A 15,246-nucleotide genomic window follows, 5' to 3' on the forward strand; every position below is an offset into this window, starting at 1 on the left:
CATTAGCCTTACAGTCCTACGGTCCTACGGGTCCTACGGGTCCTACGGGTCCTGTTGAAGCTCAGATCAACTCGGATCCACCGGCTTCTTGAGCTTCGGATTCGGGAAGAACTGCACGCCCTGAACTTTGGGATCAGCAGGCTTGGCCGCAGGTTTGTTGACCCGCGTGCCCAGTTCCTTGGGAATCGACTGACCCTGATCATTCAGCGTGTCGCTGTAGCCGCAGCCCACGCACTCGCGATGGGGAACGTCGTTTTCGTTCCACATCATGAGTTTGTCCGGCTCGCTGCACGCCGGGCAGACAGCCCCGGCGATGAAGCGCTTCTTGGTAATGATTACCGGTGTATCGGTCATGCTGCCGCTTCCTCACTCAAACCGCTGTGGCGCAAGAGTGCGTCAATCGACGGCTCGCGTCCGCGGAAGTCGACGAACAGCACCATCGGCGCCAGCGAACCGCCACGGGCCAGAATCGCTTCGCGGAACGCGCGGCCGGTTTCGGCATTGAGCACGCCATCCTCCTCAAACTTCGAGAACGCATCGGCGGACAGCACTTCAGCCCATTTATAGCTGTAGTAACCCGCCGCATAACCGCCCGCGAAGATGTGCGCGAAGCTGTTCGGGAAGCGATTGTAGGCTGGCGGACGCATCACCGAGACTTCGTCGCGAATGCCTTCGAGCACCTGCGCCACGCTGCGGCCATCGCCATGGGTGGCATGCAGTTCGAAGTCGAACAGCGAGAATTCCAGCTGGCGAACCATCATCAGGCCGGACTGGAAATTCTTCGCTGCCAGCATCTTGTGCAGCAGATCCTGAGGCAACGGCTCGCCGCTCTCGTAGTGACCGGAAATCAGCGCGAGGCCTTCGGGTTCCCAGCACCAGTTCTCCATGAACTGGCTCGGCAGCTCGACCGCATCCCACGCCACGCCATTGATGCCCGACACACCGGCATGTTCAACGCGGGTCAGCAGGTGATGCAGGCCGTGGCCGAATTCGTGGAACAGCGTGGTGACTTCATCGTGAGTCAACAGCGCCGGCTTGCCAGGCGAAGCGGGCGTGAAGTTGCACACCAGATTGGCCACCGGGCTTTGCAGCTGGCCTTGTGCGGTGCGGCGGCGATCACGTGCGCCGTCCATCCAGGCACCGCCGCGCTTGTTGGCGCGCGCGTACAGATCGAAGAAGAAACGTCCGACGTGCTGGCCGTTTTCCTTGATTTCGAACAGACGAACATCCGGGTGCCAGGTATCAAAACCCTTTTGCTCGGCGATTTCGATGCCGTACAGACGCTGCACGATGGCGAACAGACCGCCGAGCACTTTGTCGATGGGGAAGTAGGCGCGCAAGGCTTCCTGGGAAACGCTGTAACGCTGCTCACGCAGTTTCTCGCCATAAAAGCCGCTGTCCCAGCTTTGCAGGTCCGGGCAGCCTTGTTCGGCGGCATAAGCCTTGAGTTGTTGCAGATCCTGCGCGGCAAATGGCTTGCTGCGCTTGGCCAGATCCCGCAGGAAGCTCAGCACCTGATCGCTGGATTCGGCCATCTTGGTCGCCAGACTCAGCTCTGAGAAGCTGGCGAAACCCAACAACTTGGCCAGTTCCTGCCGCAAATCGAGGATCTGCTCCATCACCGGGCCGTTGTCGTTCTGGCCGGCATTCGGGCCCTGGTCCGACGCGCGGGTGCAATATGCCGCATAGATTTCTTCGCGCAGGGCACGGTCTTCGGCGTAGGTCATCACCGCGTAGTAGCTCGGGAATTCCAGGGTGATCAGGAACCCTTCGAGATCCTTGGCCTTGGCGGCGGCAGCCATTTGCTGCTTGGCCGAATCGGTCAGGCCCGCCAGCGCGGACTCGTCGCTGACCAGTTTGGTCCAGGCCTGGGTCGCATCCAGCAGCTGATTGGAAAACTGGCTGCCCAGCTCGGACAATTTGCTCTGCACTTCAGCGTAGCGTTTTTGCTGTTCTGGCGGCAGATCGATGCCGGACAGGCGGAAATCACGCAGCGAATGTTCCAGAATGGTTTTCTGCGCGACGTCAAAGCCGGCGGCTTCCGGGCTGTTGGCCAAGGCTTCGAAGGCCTGGAACAGCGCGCGATTCTGGCCCATTTCCGTGGAATAGGCGCTCAAGGCTGGCAGGCACGACTCGTAGGCTTCGCGCAGTTCGGCGCTGTTGCACACGGCGTTAAGATGGCTGACCGGGCTCCAGGCCGCGCCGAGGCGGTCGTTGAGTTCGTCCATCGCCAACACCAGCCCGGCCCATGTAGGCTGCGAGCCTTGCTTGACGAGAATGTCGGCAATCGCGGCGCGGTTGTCGGCAATGATCTGTTCAATGGCAGGTTTGACATGCTCGGCACGAATCGCCGAGAAAGGTGGCAGGTCGTAGGATTGCAGAAGAGGGTTGTTCGCGCTCACGGTTTTGCACCTTGGCTGGAAGAAACACCCACGCATCTTAATTACAATCGGCGCGGTCCGCAGCTATCAGCGCCAAAGAAGGAGCCTATCGTGGCCATCCGCAGCTTTCAGAATCACACGCCAGCCCTTGGCGAACGGGCGTTCGTCGATCATTCAGCCGTGGTGCTGGGCGATGTCGAAATCGGCGCCGACAGCTCTGTCTGGCCGTTGACTGTCATTCGCGGCGACATGAACCGCATCCGCATCGGCGTGCGCACCAGCGTCCAGGACGGCAGCGTGCTGCACATCACCCACGCCGGGCCGTTCAACCCGGACGGTTTTCCGCTGCTGATCGGCGACGAAGTGACCATCGGTCACAAAGTAATGCTGCATGGCTGCACCGTCGGCAATCGCATCCTGATCGGCATGGGCAGCACGATCATGGATGGCGCTGTAGTTGAAGACGAAGTGATTATCGGCGCGGGCAGCCTGGTGCCACCGGGTAAAACCCTGGAAAGCGGCTTTCTTTATGTAGGACGCCCGGTCAAACAGATGCGGGCATTGACCGAAAAAGAGATCGCCTTCTTCCCGTACAGCGCCGCCAACTACGTGAAGCTCAAAGATCTGCACCTGGCCGAAGGCTTTGATCAGCCGTGCTAGCCCGCAACATATCGTAGGACCGGCTTCAGCCGGGAGCAGCCTCGCGGCTAAAGCCGCTCCTACGAGCCCACCCTGCAACCAGATCCCGACCACCGATCGAGAGTTCTATGCATTACCAAAATATTCTGTTCGACCTTGATGGCACGCTGACCGATCCGCGCTTGGGCATCACCCGCTCGATCCAGTTTGCGCTCGGCAAACTGGGCATCGACGAACCCGACCTCGCCAACCTCGAACACTTCATCGGCCCGCCGTTGTTGCAGCAATTCATGCTCGCCTACCACCTCGACGAGGCCAAAGCCTGGGAAGCCGTGGGGTTCTACCGCGAGCGCTTCAAAGTCACCGGCCTGTATGAAAACCTGGTCTTCGACGGCGTGTTCGCGTTGCTGGACGAACTGGCCGATCAAGGCCGCAACCTGTTCATCGCCACGTCCAAGCCTTGGGTCTTCGCCCACGAAATTGCCCGCCACTTCGACTTTGCCCGGCATTTCAAAGTGATCTACGGCAGCGAACTGGACGGCACCCGCACCGACAAAGTCGAGCTGATCGCGCACCTGCTCGCCGAAGAACGCCTCGACCCCAGGCAAACCCTGATGATCGGCGACCGCAAGCACGACCTCATCGGCGGCCTGCGCAACGGCCTGGATGTGGCGGCGGTAGGCTATGGTTTTGGCAGCCACGAAGAACTGCAGGCCGAATCGCCGACCTATCACTTTGCGACGCTGGCTGAGCTGCATGCGGCGTTTTTGAAGACTTGCACGAATTTCCCGTAGGACCGGCTTTAGCCGGGAGGGGGGGCCGGTACATCCAATGCACCTGTATCTTTGGACATGGCGCCCTCCCTTCGCGGGCAAGCCTCGCTCCAACGAGCGTCGTATGCAGTAAATTCACCCAACTCCCTGTCCAAGCCCCATCAAACAACAAAATCAGGAAGGAACCGATGCCGCAGTCCTGTTCCATTGACCAAGCCGTCGCGCAGGTGATCGCGCAATTGCCGGCTCATATCCACATGGGCATTCCCTTGGGGCTCGGCAAGCCGAACCGGTTCGTCAATGCGCTGTATGAGCGGATCAAACAGCTGCCTGACCGCCAATTGACGATCTATACCGCGCTCAGTCTTGGCCGGCCCAAGGTGGGCGAGGGTTTGAAGGAGCGATTTCTCCAGCCGTTTCTGGAGCGGGTTTTCGATGACTATCCCGAGCTTGATTATCTGGCCGATCTGCACCGTGACAGCCTGCCGCCGAACATTCGCGTGCAGCAGTTCTTCATGCAGCCGGGCAGTCTGCTCAATAGCGCGCCGGCGCAGCAGGATTACATCAGCAGCAATTACAGCCATGCGGCGCGGGACATCAATGCCAATGGTTTGAACCTGGTGGCGCAACTGGTGGCCCGGGACGAGCAGCGGCCGGGCAAGTTGAGCCTGAGTTGCAATCCGGACGTCACCCTCGACCTCCTGCCGATGATCGCCAAACGCCGCGCAGCCGGGGAAACCGTGCTGTTGCTGGGTCAAGTCCACGCTGACCTGCCTTATATGCCAGGCGATTCGGAGCTGGCTGTCGCGGATTTCGACTTCCTGCTGGAAGACGATGAGCGCAGCACGCTGTTTTCGACGCCGAACATGCCGGTGGGCTATCAGGATCATTTCATCGGCCTGCACGCCAGTACGCTGGTGCGCGACGGCGGCACCTTACAAATCGGTATCGGCGCCATGGGCGACGCGTTGACCGCCGCGCTGCTGGCCCGACAAGCCGACAGCGAAACCTATCGAGCCTTGCTCGCCGAGTTGAATCTCAGCGACTGGCAGGTGCTGATCGACCGCGAAGGTGGCGTGCTGCCGTTCGTTTCCGGGCTGTATGGCTGCAGCGAAATGTTCGTCAACGGCCTGTTGGTGTTGGTCGATGCCGGGATCATTCGGCGCAAGGTCTACGCCGATGTAATGCGCCAGCGCGAGGCCAACCAAGGCACGCTGGATGAAGCCGCCTACACCGACGGCGTTATCGTGCATGGCGGGTTTTTCCTCGGGCCGCAGAGTTTTTATGCCCGTTTGCGCGAGTTTTCTCTGGAGCGCCTCGGCCAGTTCAACATGACGGCCATCAGCTATATCAACGAGCTGTATGGCGACGAAGAACTGAAACGCCTGCAGCGCCGGGATGCGCGTTTTATCAACAGCGTGTTCACCGTGACGTTGATGGGTGCGGCAGTGGCGGATCAACTGGAAGACGGCCGGGTATTGAGCGGTGTCGGCGGCCAGTACAACTTTGTCGCGCAGGCCCACGCGCTGGAAGGCGCACGTTCGATTCTGATCCTGCGCAGCTGGCGCGAAGCGGGTGGCGAGGTCAATTCCAATATCGTCTGGGACTACGGCCACACCACCATTCCGCGACACTTGCGGGACATCGTCGTGACTGAATACGGCATTGCGGATTTACGCGGCAAGACCGATTCCGCCGTCATCGAAGCCATGCTCAACATCAGCGATTCACGCTTTCAGGCGGGCTTGATCGAGCAGGCGCAGAAAATCGGCAAGTTGCCCAAGGATTTCCGGCTTGATCCACGCTTCGCGCAAAACTCCCCCGAGCGCTTGCAGGCGATTGCCGAGCAATATTCACAGCTGTTTACTGAATATCCGCTGGGCTGCGATTTCACGTCCGAAGAGCGCGATCTGCTGCGAGCGTTGAACTGGCTGGAGAGCAAATTCAAGCTCACCGAAATCCTCGAACTGGGCAAAGCCACGCTGGACGCCCCGGAACCTTCGGCATTCCCCGCGCAGCTTGAGCGCATGCAACTCGATCAGCCGCAGGGTTTGAAGGAAGAGCTGTATCAGCGTTTGTTGCTGGCGGGGTTGCAGAGCACCGCGCAATCGCAATCGGTGTAGGAGGGGACTTGTCCCCGAAGAGGGCGACCTCAATCTGTCTGACCTGACGCCTTCCCGGACAAGTCCGGTCCTACCGAATGCTACACAACCTGGTAGGAGGGGACTTGTCCCCGATGTAGGCAACCTCAATCTGCCTGACTGACTCATTGCCTGCGCTGACGCCTTCCCGGACAAGTCCGGTCCTACCGAGCCTGCGCAGGTCAGCCCCGCATCACGCTCCCCACCAACATCAGCGCCGCAGCCACGCCTACCACGGCGAACAGCTGCTGCAAGCGCGGGCCGGCGAGGTAGCGGGAAATCTGCCGGCCGCCGATGAGTCCTGCCACCGCGCCTGCCGCAAATGGCGCGCCGACGGCCCAGTGCATCACGCCGCTCAGTGTTGCGCTGAGCACGCTGCCCAGGGAAACCAGGGCAATGACCGCCAATGAAGTGGCCACCACGCTTTTCATGTTCAGGTCGGTGTAGCGCGTCAGCGCCGGGATAATCACGAAGCCGCCGCCCACCCCGAGCAATCCTGAGAGCAGGCCGGCCAGCATGCCGGTCAAAGTCAGCGCGCGCAGGCACGGCATGGTCCAGCGCAGGCGACCTTGCAGCGGGTTCAATACGCAGGGCAGGAAATCCGGGCGGGTGGCCAGCGGGCCGTGGCGCAATTCGCAGCTGGCTTTGCGGAAAATCCGCACGCAGGCATACATCAAGACCGCCGAGAACAGCAGGGCCAGCGGCGCGTTCGGCAATTGATGGGCGAGCCACAAACCCAGCGGCGCGATGACGATGCCGACGCTGGCGATATAACCCGCAGCGCGATAACGCACGATGCCGTCGCGCAGACCGAGAATCGCACCGACCGCCGAGGCCAGGCCGACAGCCAGCAATCCAACGGGCGCGGCCTCGACAATCGACAGGCCAAGACCAAACACCAGCGAGGGCACGGCGAGAATACCGCCACCGGCTCCGGTCAGCGCCAGTATCGCGCCGATCAACGTGCCCAGGCCGGCGCCGAGCAGTTGATGTTCGTTCACTTTCCGGCCTTGAGCGGATCAAGTTTGGGGCTGGCGAGCCATTCCCGGCCGCGCAGCATGCCGCGCCAGTACAGCGGCGGCAGAATGCGTTCTTTCAGCCACCAGGCCAGACGCGTGGGTTTGCGGCCATTGAGCAGCCAGTCCGGGAAGCTCGGGGCGAGTTTGCCGCCGTAGGTGAACTCGGCAAGGACGATTTTGCCGCGCTCCACGGTCAGCGGGCACGAACCATAGCCGTCGTATTGCGCCAGTTGCTGCAAGCGGCCCAGGGCGCGCAATACGTTGTTGGCCACCACCGGCGCCTGCTTGCGAGCGGCCGCTGCGGTTTTCGCGTTGCTGGTGTTGGTGGCGTCGCCCAGGCCGTGGATATTGGCGAAACGGCGATGTTGCAGGGTTGCCGGATCGACATCGATCCAGCCTGCGGCGTCGGCCAGCGGGCTGGCGCGGATGAAGTCCGGTGCAGTCTGTGGCGGCACCACATGCAGCATGTCGAAGGTCTGCTCGACGGTTTCGCTGCGGCCCTCGGCGTCGGTGCGCAGGAAAGTCGCCACTTTTCCAGGGCCGTCCACCGCGATCAGCTGGTGATTGAATTGCAACTCGATGGCATAGCGCTCGATGTACTGCATCAAGGCCGGCACATAGTCGGCCACGCCAAACAGCACGCCGCCGGCATTGAAGAACTGGGTGTTGATCTGCTGCAGATGGCCGGTTTTCAGCCAGTGATCGCAGGACAGATACATCGCCTTTTGCGGCGCGCCCGCGCATTTGATCGGCATGGGCGGCTGGGTGAACAGCGCCCGACCCTGCTTGAGGTTCTGCACCAGTTGCCAGGTATAAGGCGCCAGGTCGTAGCGATAATTGGAGGTGACGCCGTTTTTGCCCAGGGTTTCCTGGAGGCCGGGGATCGCGGCCCAGTCGAGTTTCAGGCCGGGGCAGACGATCAGCTGTTGATAGCCTATTGCCCGGCCATCCTGGAGCAGAATTTTATTGTGCTGAGGCTCGAACGCCGCGACGGCTTCCCTGATCCAGCGCACGCCCTTGGGGATCAACGACTCCATGCTGCGCGCAGTGGTTTCAGGCTGAAAAATCCCGGCGCCGACCATGGTCCAGCCAGGCTGATAATAGTGGGTGTCGGCCGGGTCGATGATCGCGATATCCAGCGTCGCATCCCGAGCCAGCAGGCTCGATGCCGTGGCGATTCCCGCCGCTCCAGCGCCAACGATCAGGATTGGGTGGCGCACGTCATGTTGTTCTTGCATCGCAACAGCTCCAGAAGTGGATGCCCGGTTCAAAGGACGTTAAGCGGGATTTTCAGGTAGCTGATGCCGTTTTCTTCCGGCTCCGGAAGGTGGCCGCAGCGCATGTTGATCTGCACCGAAGGCAGGATCAGCACGGGCATGTCCAGGGTGGCGTCGCGGGCTTCGCGCATTTTCACGAACGCTTCCTCATCGATGCCTTCGTGGATGTGGATATTCTCGGCGCGCTGCTCGGCAACCGTGGTCATGTATCGCAGTTCGCGGCCGTTTGGCAGGTAGTCATGGCACATGAACAGGCGTGTGCTGGCCGGCAGGCTGAGGATTTTGTGAATCGAGCGATACAGCGTCCGCGCGTCGGCGCCGGGAAAGTCGCAGCGCGCGGTGCCGTAATCCGGCATGAATAAAGTGTCGCCCACGAACGCCACGGTTTCGCCCGCCACTTCCACCAGGTAGGTCATGCACGCTGGCGTGTGGCCGGGCGTGTGCATGGCCCGCGCTTCAAGCGTGCCGATCTGGAAGGACATGCCGTCGCCCAGCAGCACGTCGAACTGGCTGCCATCGCGGGCGAAACTGCCCGGCGCGTTGAACAGCGCCCCGAACACTTTCTGCACCTGGGTGATATGGCTGCCGATAGCGATCTGCCCGTGCAGCTGGTCTTTCAGGTACGCGGCTGCGGAAAGATGATCGGCGTGGACATGGGTTTCGAGAATCCATTGCACCGAGGCTTGCAGCTCCTGAACGCGAGCGATCAAACGGTCGGCGGATTCGGTGCCGGTACGCCCGGACTTGGGGTCGTAGTCCAGCACGCTGTCGATCAGGGCGCAGTGTTTGCTGCCCAGGTCCATTACCAGATAACTGATGGTCGAGGTCTGAGGATCGAACAGTGCTTCGATGTGCAAGCGCTCGCCAATGATCATGGGGTCTCCAAAACGGTTGTTGAAGCGGGTGGGTTGGGTATTCCCGACACCCTTCCGGCAAACAAGGATTCTGGTAGGAGGGGACTTGTCCCCGAAAACGTTAGTTCAAGCGGCGTTGATTTCGGATATCTCGTTGTCGGGGAAATTGCATTCGGGGACAAGTCCCCTCCTACCGAGCGAATGAATTGTTTCAATCACTCGATAAACGTAACAACCCCGCCCGCCAGGGATTTGACCCGGGCCAGCGATTCGACGCGATAGCCTTGGGCGTCCAGTTCGGCGCGGCCGCCCTGAAATGATTTTTCGATCACGATGCCCAGCCCGGCAACGGTAGCCCCGGCTTGCTTGATGATCGAAATCAGCGCCTGGGACGCCTTACCATTGGCCAGGAAGTCATCGATGATCAGCACTTTGTCACTGCTGTTCAGATGCCGTGGCGAAATGGCGACGGTGCTTTCGGTCTGCTTGGTGAACGAATACACCGTGGCCGACAGCAGGTTTTCCGTCAGCGTCAGGGATTGATGCTTGCGGGCGAAGATCACCGGCACGCCGAGCCGCAAGCCGGTCATGATCGCCGGAGCAATGCCCGAGGCCTCGATGGTGACGATCTTGGTGATGCCCGAGTCGGCGAACAGCGTGGCGAATTCATCGCCGATCAGCTGCATCAGTGCCGGGTCGATCTGATGATTGAGAAACGCATCGACCTTCAAAACCTGGTCGGACAATACGATGCCTTCATCGCGAATTTTCTGGTGCAGTGCTTCCACGTCGGTTCCTCGGCTGCGCTGATTGTGCGCAAAAAATAGTCAATTCTAGCGTTTGAGCATGGCACGAATATCCGCCAATGCCGTATTGCCGCGCACGGCTTTCACTTCGGTGGGTGTGTCGTCGTTGCCTTCCCAGGCCAGATCGTCCGGGGGCAGTTCGTCGAGGAAACGGCTTGGCGAGCAATCGATGATCTCGCCGTATTGCTTGCGCTTGGCGGCGAAGGTGAAAGCCAGCGTCTGGCGCGCGCGGGTGATGCCCACATAAGCCAGGCGCCGCTCTTCCTCGATGGTGTCGGCTTCGATGCTGGAGCGGTGCGGGAGAATTTCTTCTTCCATGCCCATGATGAACACGTAAGGAAATTCCAGGCCCTTGGACGCGTGCAAGGTCATCATCTGCACGCCTTCGGCGCCGTCTTCCTCTTCCTGCTGACGCTCGAGCATGTCGCGCAGCACCAGCTTGCCGATGGCCTCTTCAATGGTCATGGCGCCTTCTTCGTCTTTTTCGAGGGTGTTTTTCAACGCCTCGATCAGGAACCAGACGTTGCCCATGCGGTAATCGGCGGCCTTGTCGCTGGAGCTGTTCTGCCGCAGCCAGTTTTCATAATCGATGTCCATGACCATGCTGCGCAGCGCGCCAATCGGGTCGTCCTGGGCACATTGCTCGCGCACGCGGTCCATCCAGCGCTTGAAGCGCTGCAAGCGGTCGGTGTAGCGGCTGTCCAGATGCTCGCCCAGGCCGATTTCGTCGGTGGCGTTGTACATCGAGATCTTGCGCTCGGTGGCGTAGTTGCCGAGTTTTTCCAGGGTCGTCGAGCCGATTTCCCGGCGCGGTACGTTGATCACGCGCAGGAACGCGTTGTCGTCGTCCGGATTGACCAGCAAACGGAAATACGCCATCAGGTCTTTGACTTCCTGACGTCCGAAAAAGCTGTTGCCGCCTGACAGACGATACGGCACCTGATGGTGCTGGAGTTTCAGCTCGATCAGTTTCGCCTGATAGTTGCCGCGATACAGGATTGCAAAGTCGCTGTAAGGCCGATCGGTGCGCAAGTGCAGGCTGAGGATTTCCACGGCCACGCGCTCGGCTTCGGCGTCTTCGTTGCGGCAGCGGATCACGCGAATTTCATCGCCATGACCCATCTCGCTCCACAGTTGCTTCTCGAAGGCGTGGGGATTGTTGGAAATCAGCACGTTGGCGCAACGCAGGATGCGGCTGGTGGAGCGGTAGTTCTGCTCCAGCATGACCACTTTCAGCGACGGATAGTCGTCCTTGAGCAGCATCAGATTTTCCGGCCGCGCGCCACGCCAGGCATAGATCGACTGATCGTCGTCGCCCACCACGGTGAACTGGTTGCGCATGCCGATCAGCAACTTCACCAGCAAATACTGGCTGGCGTTGGTGTCCTGGTATTCATCGACGAGTAAGTAACGAACCTTGTTCTGCCACTTTTCGAGAATGTCGGCGTGTTCCTGGAAGAGTTTCACCGGCAGCAGGATCAGGTCGTCGAAATCCACCGCGTTGTACGCCTTGAGCGTGCGCTGATAGTGGGTGTAGACAATGGCGGCGGTCTGTTCCTTGGGGTTGCGGGCGTTGGCCAGGGCTTCGGGCGGCAGGATCAGGTCGTTTTTCCACGACCCGATCATGTTCTTGATTTCGTCGACCCCATCGTCGCCGGAATACTCTTTCTGCATGATGTCGGTCATCAGCGCTTTGACGTCAGTCTCGTCAAAGATCGAAAAACCCGGCTTGTAGCCCAGCCGCACATGCTCCTTGCGGATCACGTTGAGTCCCAGGTTGTGGAACGTGCAAACGGTCAAGCCACGGCCTTCGCCAGCCCGCAGCAAGGTGCCGACCCGCTCTTTCATCTCCCGCGCGGCCTTGTTGGTAAAGGTCATGGCGACAATATATTGGGCACGAATCCCGCAATTCTGGATCAGATGAGCGATCTTGCGCGTAATCACGCTGGTCTTGCCGGAGCCTGCGCCGGCGAGCACCAAAAGAGGGCCGCCGACGTAGTTCACGGCTTCTTGTTGCCGGGGATTGAGTCGGGACATATAAGGGAGTGGGTCACAAGCGAAATGGGCGGGCATTTTAACAGGCTGGGACGTTTGTGCGGTCACCGTCCGCCCCTGTACTTGCACTTAATATCGCTGCGCTATCTAATTCTAGAAGTTTTGTTACATTTGCTTATCACCGCGCTGTAACGGCGCTGGTTTGGCCCCGTGTTTTTGGGCTTTTTTGCTCGTCTTTGTCGAGCCTAGGGAGCTAGCTTGTCTACGCTTTTCCAACCTGTGCGATTGTTATTGCTGGCCCGAGAGCCGGAATGGCAGGCATTGCTCCGCGTTTGCCTGGTTGCGCTGGAGGGCATTGAATTGCTTTGCGTCGCGGACTGGAGCGAAGTCAGCGAGCACAGTGTCGACCAGAGCAATACGGTATTGCTGACTACGCCTGGGCTGCAACCTGCGCCAGGACGCTGCAGTTTGCCTGTGATTATGCTGCTGGAGCAGGAACCGCCTGTCGGACCGGTCGGCGCGGTCGACTGGCTGGTTCGCGGCACGCTAACGACTGACACCTTACGCCGCTGCCTGCGGCATATCCGCGAAAAAGGCTTGCTGGAAGACACGCTGCAACGCCTGGCGGAACAGGACACGCTGACTGGCATCGCCAATCGCCAAGGGTTTCAGACGTTGCTCACTGCGCGCTTGCTGGAAAACGAAGGCCGCGGGCTGGCCCTCGGGCATCTGGATCTGGACAACTTCCGCCGCGCCAACGATGCCCTCGGCCATCAGGCGGGGGATCGCTTGATTCTGCAAGTCGTGGCGCGCCTCAAAAGCCAACTGGAAGTCGGCGATCAGATCGCCCGTCTGGGCAGCGATGAATTTGCCTTGTTGATCGACACGCGACGGGCACCACGTCGCGCCGAGTGGATGGCCGAGCGCATTACCGAAGCGCTGGCTGAGCCTTACTGGGTCGATGGCGAAAGCCTGCTGATCGGCTGCAGCCTGGGGATTGCCCACTCCCGCGCGTCGGCCGGGGCCGATCCGTTGATGTGGCATGCGCACATCGCCATGCAACAGGCCAAAGGTGTTCAGGGCTGCACCTTTCATGTGTTCAACGAACGCATCAATCGCAATGCCCGCAGCCTCGCCGATCTGGAAAGCGAATTGCGTCGGGCGCTGCGGCGTGACGAGCTGGAGTTGCACTATCAGCCCAGGCTTTGCCTGACCAGCGGGCGCATCGTCGGTCTGGAAGCGCTGGTGCGCTGGCGTCATAAGGAACGTGGCTTGTTGCCGCCGAGCGAATTCGTGCCGCTGGCCGAGCAAAGCGGTTTGATCGTGCCGCTGGGTTACTGGGTGATTTCCCGGGCCCTGCGCGATATGCAGGCGCTGCGCGAACTGGGCATGCCGCCGCTGCACATGGCCATCAACTTGTCGTTCCGCCAGTTTCAGGACAACCAGCTGCTGGCGACGTTAAGTCGCTTGATCGCCGACCGTGGCGTCGACGCGCAATGGCTGGAATTCGAGCTGACGGAAACCGCCGTCATGCGCCGCAGCGATCTGGTCAAACACACCATGGATGCGTTGGGCAGGCTCGGCGTGCGTTTTTCTCTGGATGACTTCGGCACTGGCTTTTCGTCGTTCGTGCATCTGAACAGCCTGCCCATTGCGCTGCTCAAGATCGACCGCAGTTTTGTCGCGGAAATGGAGCAGCGCGAAGAAAACCGCAAGCTGGTCCACGCCATGATCAATCTGGCGCATAACCTGAGCCTGGAAGTGGTGGCCGAAGGCGTCGAGAACGTCGAACAGCTGGCCTTGCTGCGCAGTTTCGGCTGCGATCAGGTGCAGGGCTACCTCATCAGCCGCCCGCTGGCGATGCCGGATCTGCTTGAATTCCTGACCTTCGATCAAGGTGTTTCGCGGTCGTTGAGCAGTGTTTGATCGGGCAGGGCAGTCAATGCAACCCAGAGACCTCCTACCGAAACCGCAGCGTTCACGCCACCACCGCCGCCCCCGCTTCGCGCCGTAACAGGCGCGAGGTCTTTCTTTCGAATGCGTAGGTCAGCGCCAGCGCCGAGCACAGCAAGCCGAGCGCCAGGCCCCACCAGACGCCGACCGCGCCCTGATTCATATAGAAACCCAGAATCCACGCCGCCGGTGCCGCCACCAGCCAATAGCTGGCCAGCCCGATCAGGAAGGTGGTCTTGGCATCCTTGAAGCCGCGAATGGCGCCCATGGCGATGGTCTGCGTGCCATCAAGGATTTCGAACCAGGCGGCAATCGCCAGCAGTTTTACTGCCAGATCGACAATGTCAGCAAAGACCGGGTCATTGATGTCCAGGAACAAACCGATGATCAGGTGCGGTGCCAGCCAGAACAACACGCCAAACGCCAGCATCACGCTGCCACCGAAAACAATGCCCGCACGCCCGGCAGTCCGCGCCAGCAACAGATTGCCCGCGCCGTAATGCTGGCCGATGCGCATGGTCACAGCGTAGGAAATGCCCACCGGAATCATGAACGCCATGGACACCGTTTGCAGCGCGATCTGGTGCGCTGCCATCTGCGTGCTGCCCATCGCACCCATGCAGAACGCCGCAAAGGTGAACAATCCGACTTCCACCGCATAGGTGCCGCCGATGGGCAGACCCAGACGCCACAACTCTTTGAGGTGACTGCGCGACAGCTGCCAGAACCCTTGGCGAATCGGATAAGCCGCGTAAGCCGGGTGCCGACGGATGTGCAGCGCGAGGATCAGCGCCATGGCATTGGTCACAATCGCCGTGACCAGCCCAATGCCCATCAAGCCCAGATACGGCAGCCCGAACAGGCCATGAATAAAGGCATAGTTGAGGCCGAAGTTGGCGGCCGCGCCGCCCAGGCTGATGGCCATGACCGGACCGGCACGCCCCAGCGCACTGGTAAAGCCGCGCAGCGCCATGAAGGTCAGTAATCCCGGCAACGCCAATGGCAAGGTGATCAAGAATTGACCGGCCATGTGCACGTTGTCTTCGGTCTGGCCAAAATGCCGAAGGATCGGCTCCAGATTCCACAGCATCAACATGGCGATCAACGCCATGCCCCAGGCCAGCCAGACCCCGGCCTGAACCAGTTGTGCCGCGCCTTTGCTGTCACCCGCGCCATGCCGGATCGCCACCAGCGTGCCGACTGCCGCCATGACGCCCACGCAGAAAAACGAGATGAAACTGTAACTGGCCGCGCCCAAACCACCGCCCGCCAATGCCTCAGGACCGATCTGACCCATCATCACGGTGTCGGTGAACACCATCAACATGTGCGCCATCTGCGAAGCGATCAAAGGCCCGGCCAGGCGCAGGATGATCCAGAGTTCTTTGATGGCAGGTTGTTGCATGGC

12 protein-coding genes are annotated in these 15,246 nt (G+C 60.5%); 4 read left to right on the plus strand and 8 right to left on the minus strand.

The window, feature by feature from the left end:
* Window positions 1–66 precede the first annotated feature (66 nt).
* Entirely contained in the window at window positions 67–354 is a 288-nt protein-coding gene (locus CFII64_RS23670; protein WP_020293386.1) for a YheV family putative zinc ribbon protein, read from the minus strand.
* Window positions 351–2,402, minus strand: a complete 2,052-nt coding sequence (gene prlC, locus CFII64_RS23675) for an oligopeptidase A (RefSeq protein WP_020293387.1) — start codon at window positions 2,400–2,402, stop codon at window positions 351–353. Before prlC ends, CFII64_RS23670 begins: the two co-directional genes overlap by 4 nt.
* A 90-nt stretch (window positions 2,403–2,492) precedes the next feature.
* Here prlC and CFII64_RS23680 point away from each other — a divergent pair, with 90 nt between their 5' ends.
* The 3 genes from CFII64_RS23680 (at window position 2,493) to CFII64_RS23690 (ending at window position 5,916) form a co-directional block, all read left to right on the plus strand.
* Window positions 2,493–3,041: a gamma carbonic anhydrase family protein gene (locus CFII64_RS23680; RefSeq protein ID WP_020293388.1), complete on the plus strand. Its 549-nt coding sequence runs from the start codon at window positions 2,493–2,495 to the stop codon at window positions 3,039–3,041.
* Between the two features lie 107 nt (window positions 3,042–3,148).
* The gene (locus CFII64_RS23685) at window positions 3,149–3,814 is read left to right on the plus strand and encodes an HAD hydrolase-like protein (protein ID WP_020293389.1); all 666 of its coding nucleotides are present in this window, start codon (window positions 3,149–3,151) and stop codon (window positions 3,812–3,814) included.
* Between the two features lie 167 nt (window positions 3,815–3,981).
* A complete protein-coding gene (locus CFII64_RS23690; protein ID WP_020293390.1) occupies window positions 3,982–5,916 on the plus strand; it encodes an acetyl-CoA hydrolase/transferase C-terminal domain-containing protein in 1,935 nt (644 codons plus the stop codon).
* A 200-nt stretch (window positions 5,917–6,116) separates the two neighbouring features.
* Here CFII64_RS23690 and CFII64_RS23695 read toward each other — a convergent pair whose 3' ends face one another.
* The 5 genes from CFII64_RS23695 to rep form a co-directional block, all read right to left on the minus strand.
* Window positions 6,117–6,935, minus strand: a complete 819-nt coding sequence (locus tag CFII64_RS23695; protein ID WP_020293391.1) for a sulfite exporter TauE/SafE family protein — start codon at window positions 6,933–6,935, stop codon at window positions 6,117–6,119.
* The gene (locus tag CFII64_RS23700; RefSeq protein WP_020293392.1) at window positions 6,932–8,191 is read right to left on the minus strand and encodes an FAD/NAD(P)-binding oxidoreductase; all 1,260 of its coding nucleotides are present in this window, start codon (window positions 8,189–8,191) and stop codon (window positions 6,932–6,934) included. The genes CFII64_RS23695 and CFII64_RS23700 overlap by 4 nt, the downstream gene beginning before the upstream one ends.
* A 29-nt stretch (window positions 8,192–8,220) precedes the next feature.
* A complete protein-coding gene (locus CFII64_RS23705; protein ID WP_020293393.1) occupies window positions 8,221–9,105 on the minus strand; it encodes an MBL fold metallo-hydrolase in 885 nt (294 codons plus the stop codon).
* A gap of 194 nt (window positions 9,106–9,299) precedes the next feature.
* Complete coding sequence (locus CFII64_RS23710; RefSeq protein ID WP_020293394.1) at window positions 9,300–9,872, minus strand: xanthine phosphoribosyltransferase; 573 nt, start codon at window positions 9,870–9,872, stop codon at window positions 9,300–9,302.
* A gap of 45 nt (window positions 9,873–9,917) precedes the next feature.
* Window positions 9,918–11,927, minus strand: coding sequence for a DNA helicase Rep (gene rep / locus CFII64_RS23715; protein WP_020293395.1), 2,010 nt, complete (start codon window positions 11,925–11,927; stop codon window positions 9,918–9,920).
* A gap of 216 nt (window positions 11,928–12,143) precedes the next feature.
* Here rep and CFII64_RS23720 point away from each other — a divergent pair, with 216 nt between their 5' ends.
* Window positions 12,144–13,811, plus strand: coding sequence for a bifunctional diguanylate cyclase/phosphodiesterase (locus CFII64_RS23720; protein WP_044901642.1), 1,668 nt, complete (start codon window positions 12,144–12,146; stop codon window positions 13,809–13,811).
* Window positions 13,812–13,863: 52 nt separating this feature from the next.
* On the opposite strand, the gene CFII64_RS23725 is transcribed toward CFII64_RS23720, so the two are convergent.
* The gene (locus CFII64_RS23725) at window positions 13,864–15,243 is read right to left on the minus strand and encodes a NorM family multidrug efflux MATE transporter (protein ID WP_020293397.1); all 1,380 of its coding nucleotides are present in this window, start codon (window positions 15,241–15,243) and stop codon (window positions 13,864–13,866) included.
* Between the last annotated feature and the right edge of the window lie 3 nt (window positions 15,244–15,246).

The sequence above is a fragment of the Pseudomonas sp. CFII64 genome (assembly GCF_000416235.1).
GTDB lineage: Bacteria > Pseudomonadota > Gammaproteobacteria > Pseudomonadales > Pseudomonadaceae > Aquipseudomonas.

Excerpts from the sequence above, each read along its gene's own strand:
- rep (WP_020293395.1), bottom strand. The coding sequence starts at position 11,927 with ATGTCCCGACTCAATCCCCGGCAACAAGAAGCCGTGAACTACGTCGGC.
- CFII64_RS23690 (WP_020293390.1), top strand. The coding sequence starts at position 3,982 with ATGCCGCAGTCCTGTTCCATTGACCAAGCCGTCGCGCAGGTGATCGCG.
- CFII64_RS23670 (WP_020293386.1), bottom strand. The coding sequence starts at position 354 with ATGACCGATACACCGGTAATCATTACCAAGAAGCGCTTCATCGCCGGG.
- CFII64_RS23700 (WP_020293392.1), bottom strand. The coding sequence starts at position 8,191 with ATGCAAGAACAACATGACGTGCGCCACCCAATCCTGATCGTTGGCGCT.
- CFII64_RS23725 (WP_020293397.1), bottom strand. The coding sequence starts at position 15,243 with ATGCAACAACCTGCCATCAAAGAACTCTGGATCATCCTGCGCCTGGCC.
- CFII64_RS23705 (WP_020293393.1), bottom strand. The coding sequence starts at position 9,105 with ATGATCATTGGCGAGCGCTTGCACATCGAAGCACTGTTCGATCCTCAG.
- CFII64_RS23685 (WP_020293389.1), top strand. The coding sequence starts at position 3,149 with ATGCATTACCAAAATATTCTGTTCGACCTTGATGGCACGCTGACCGAT.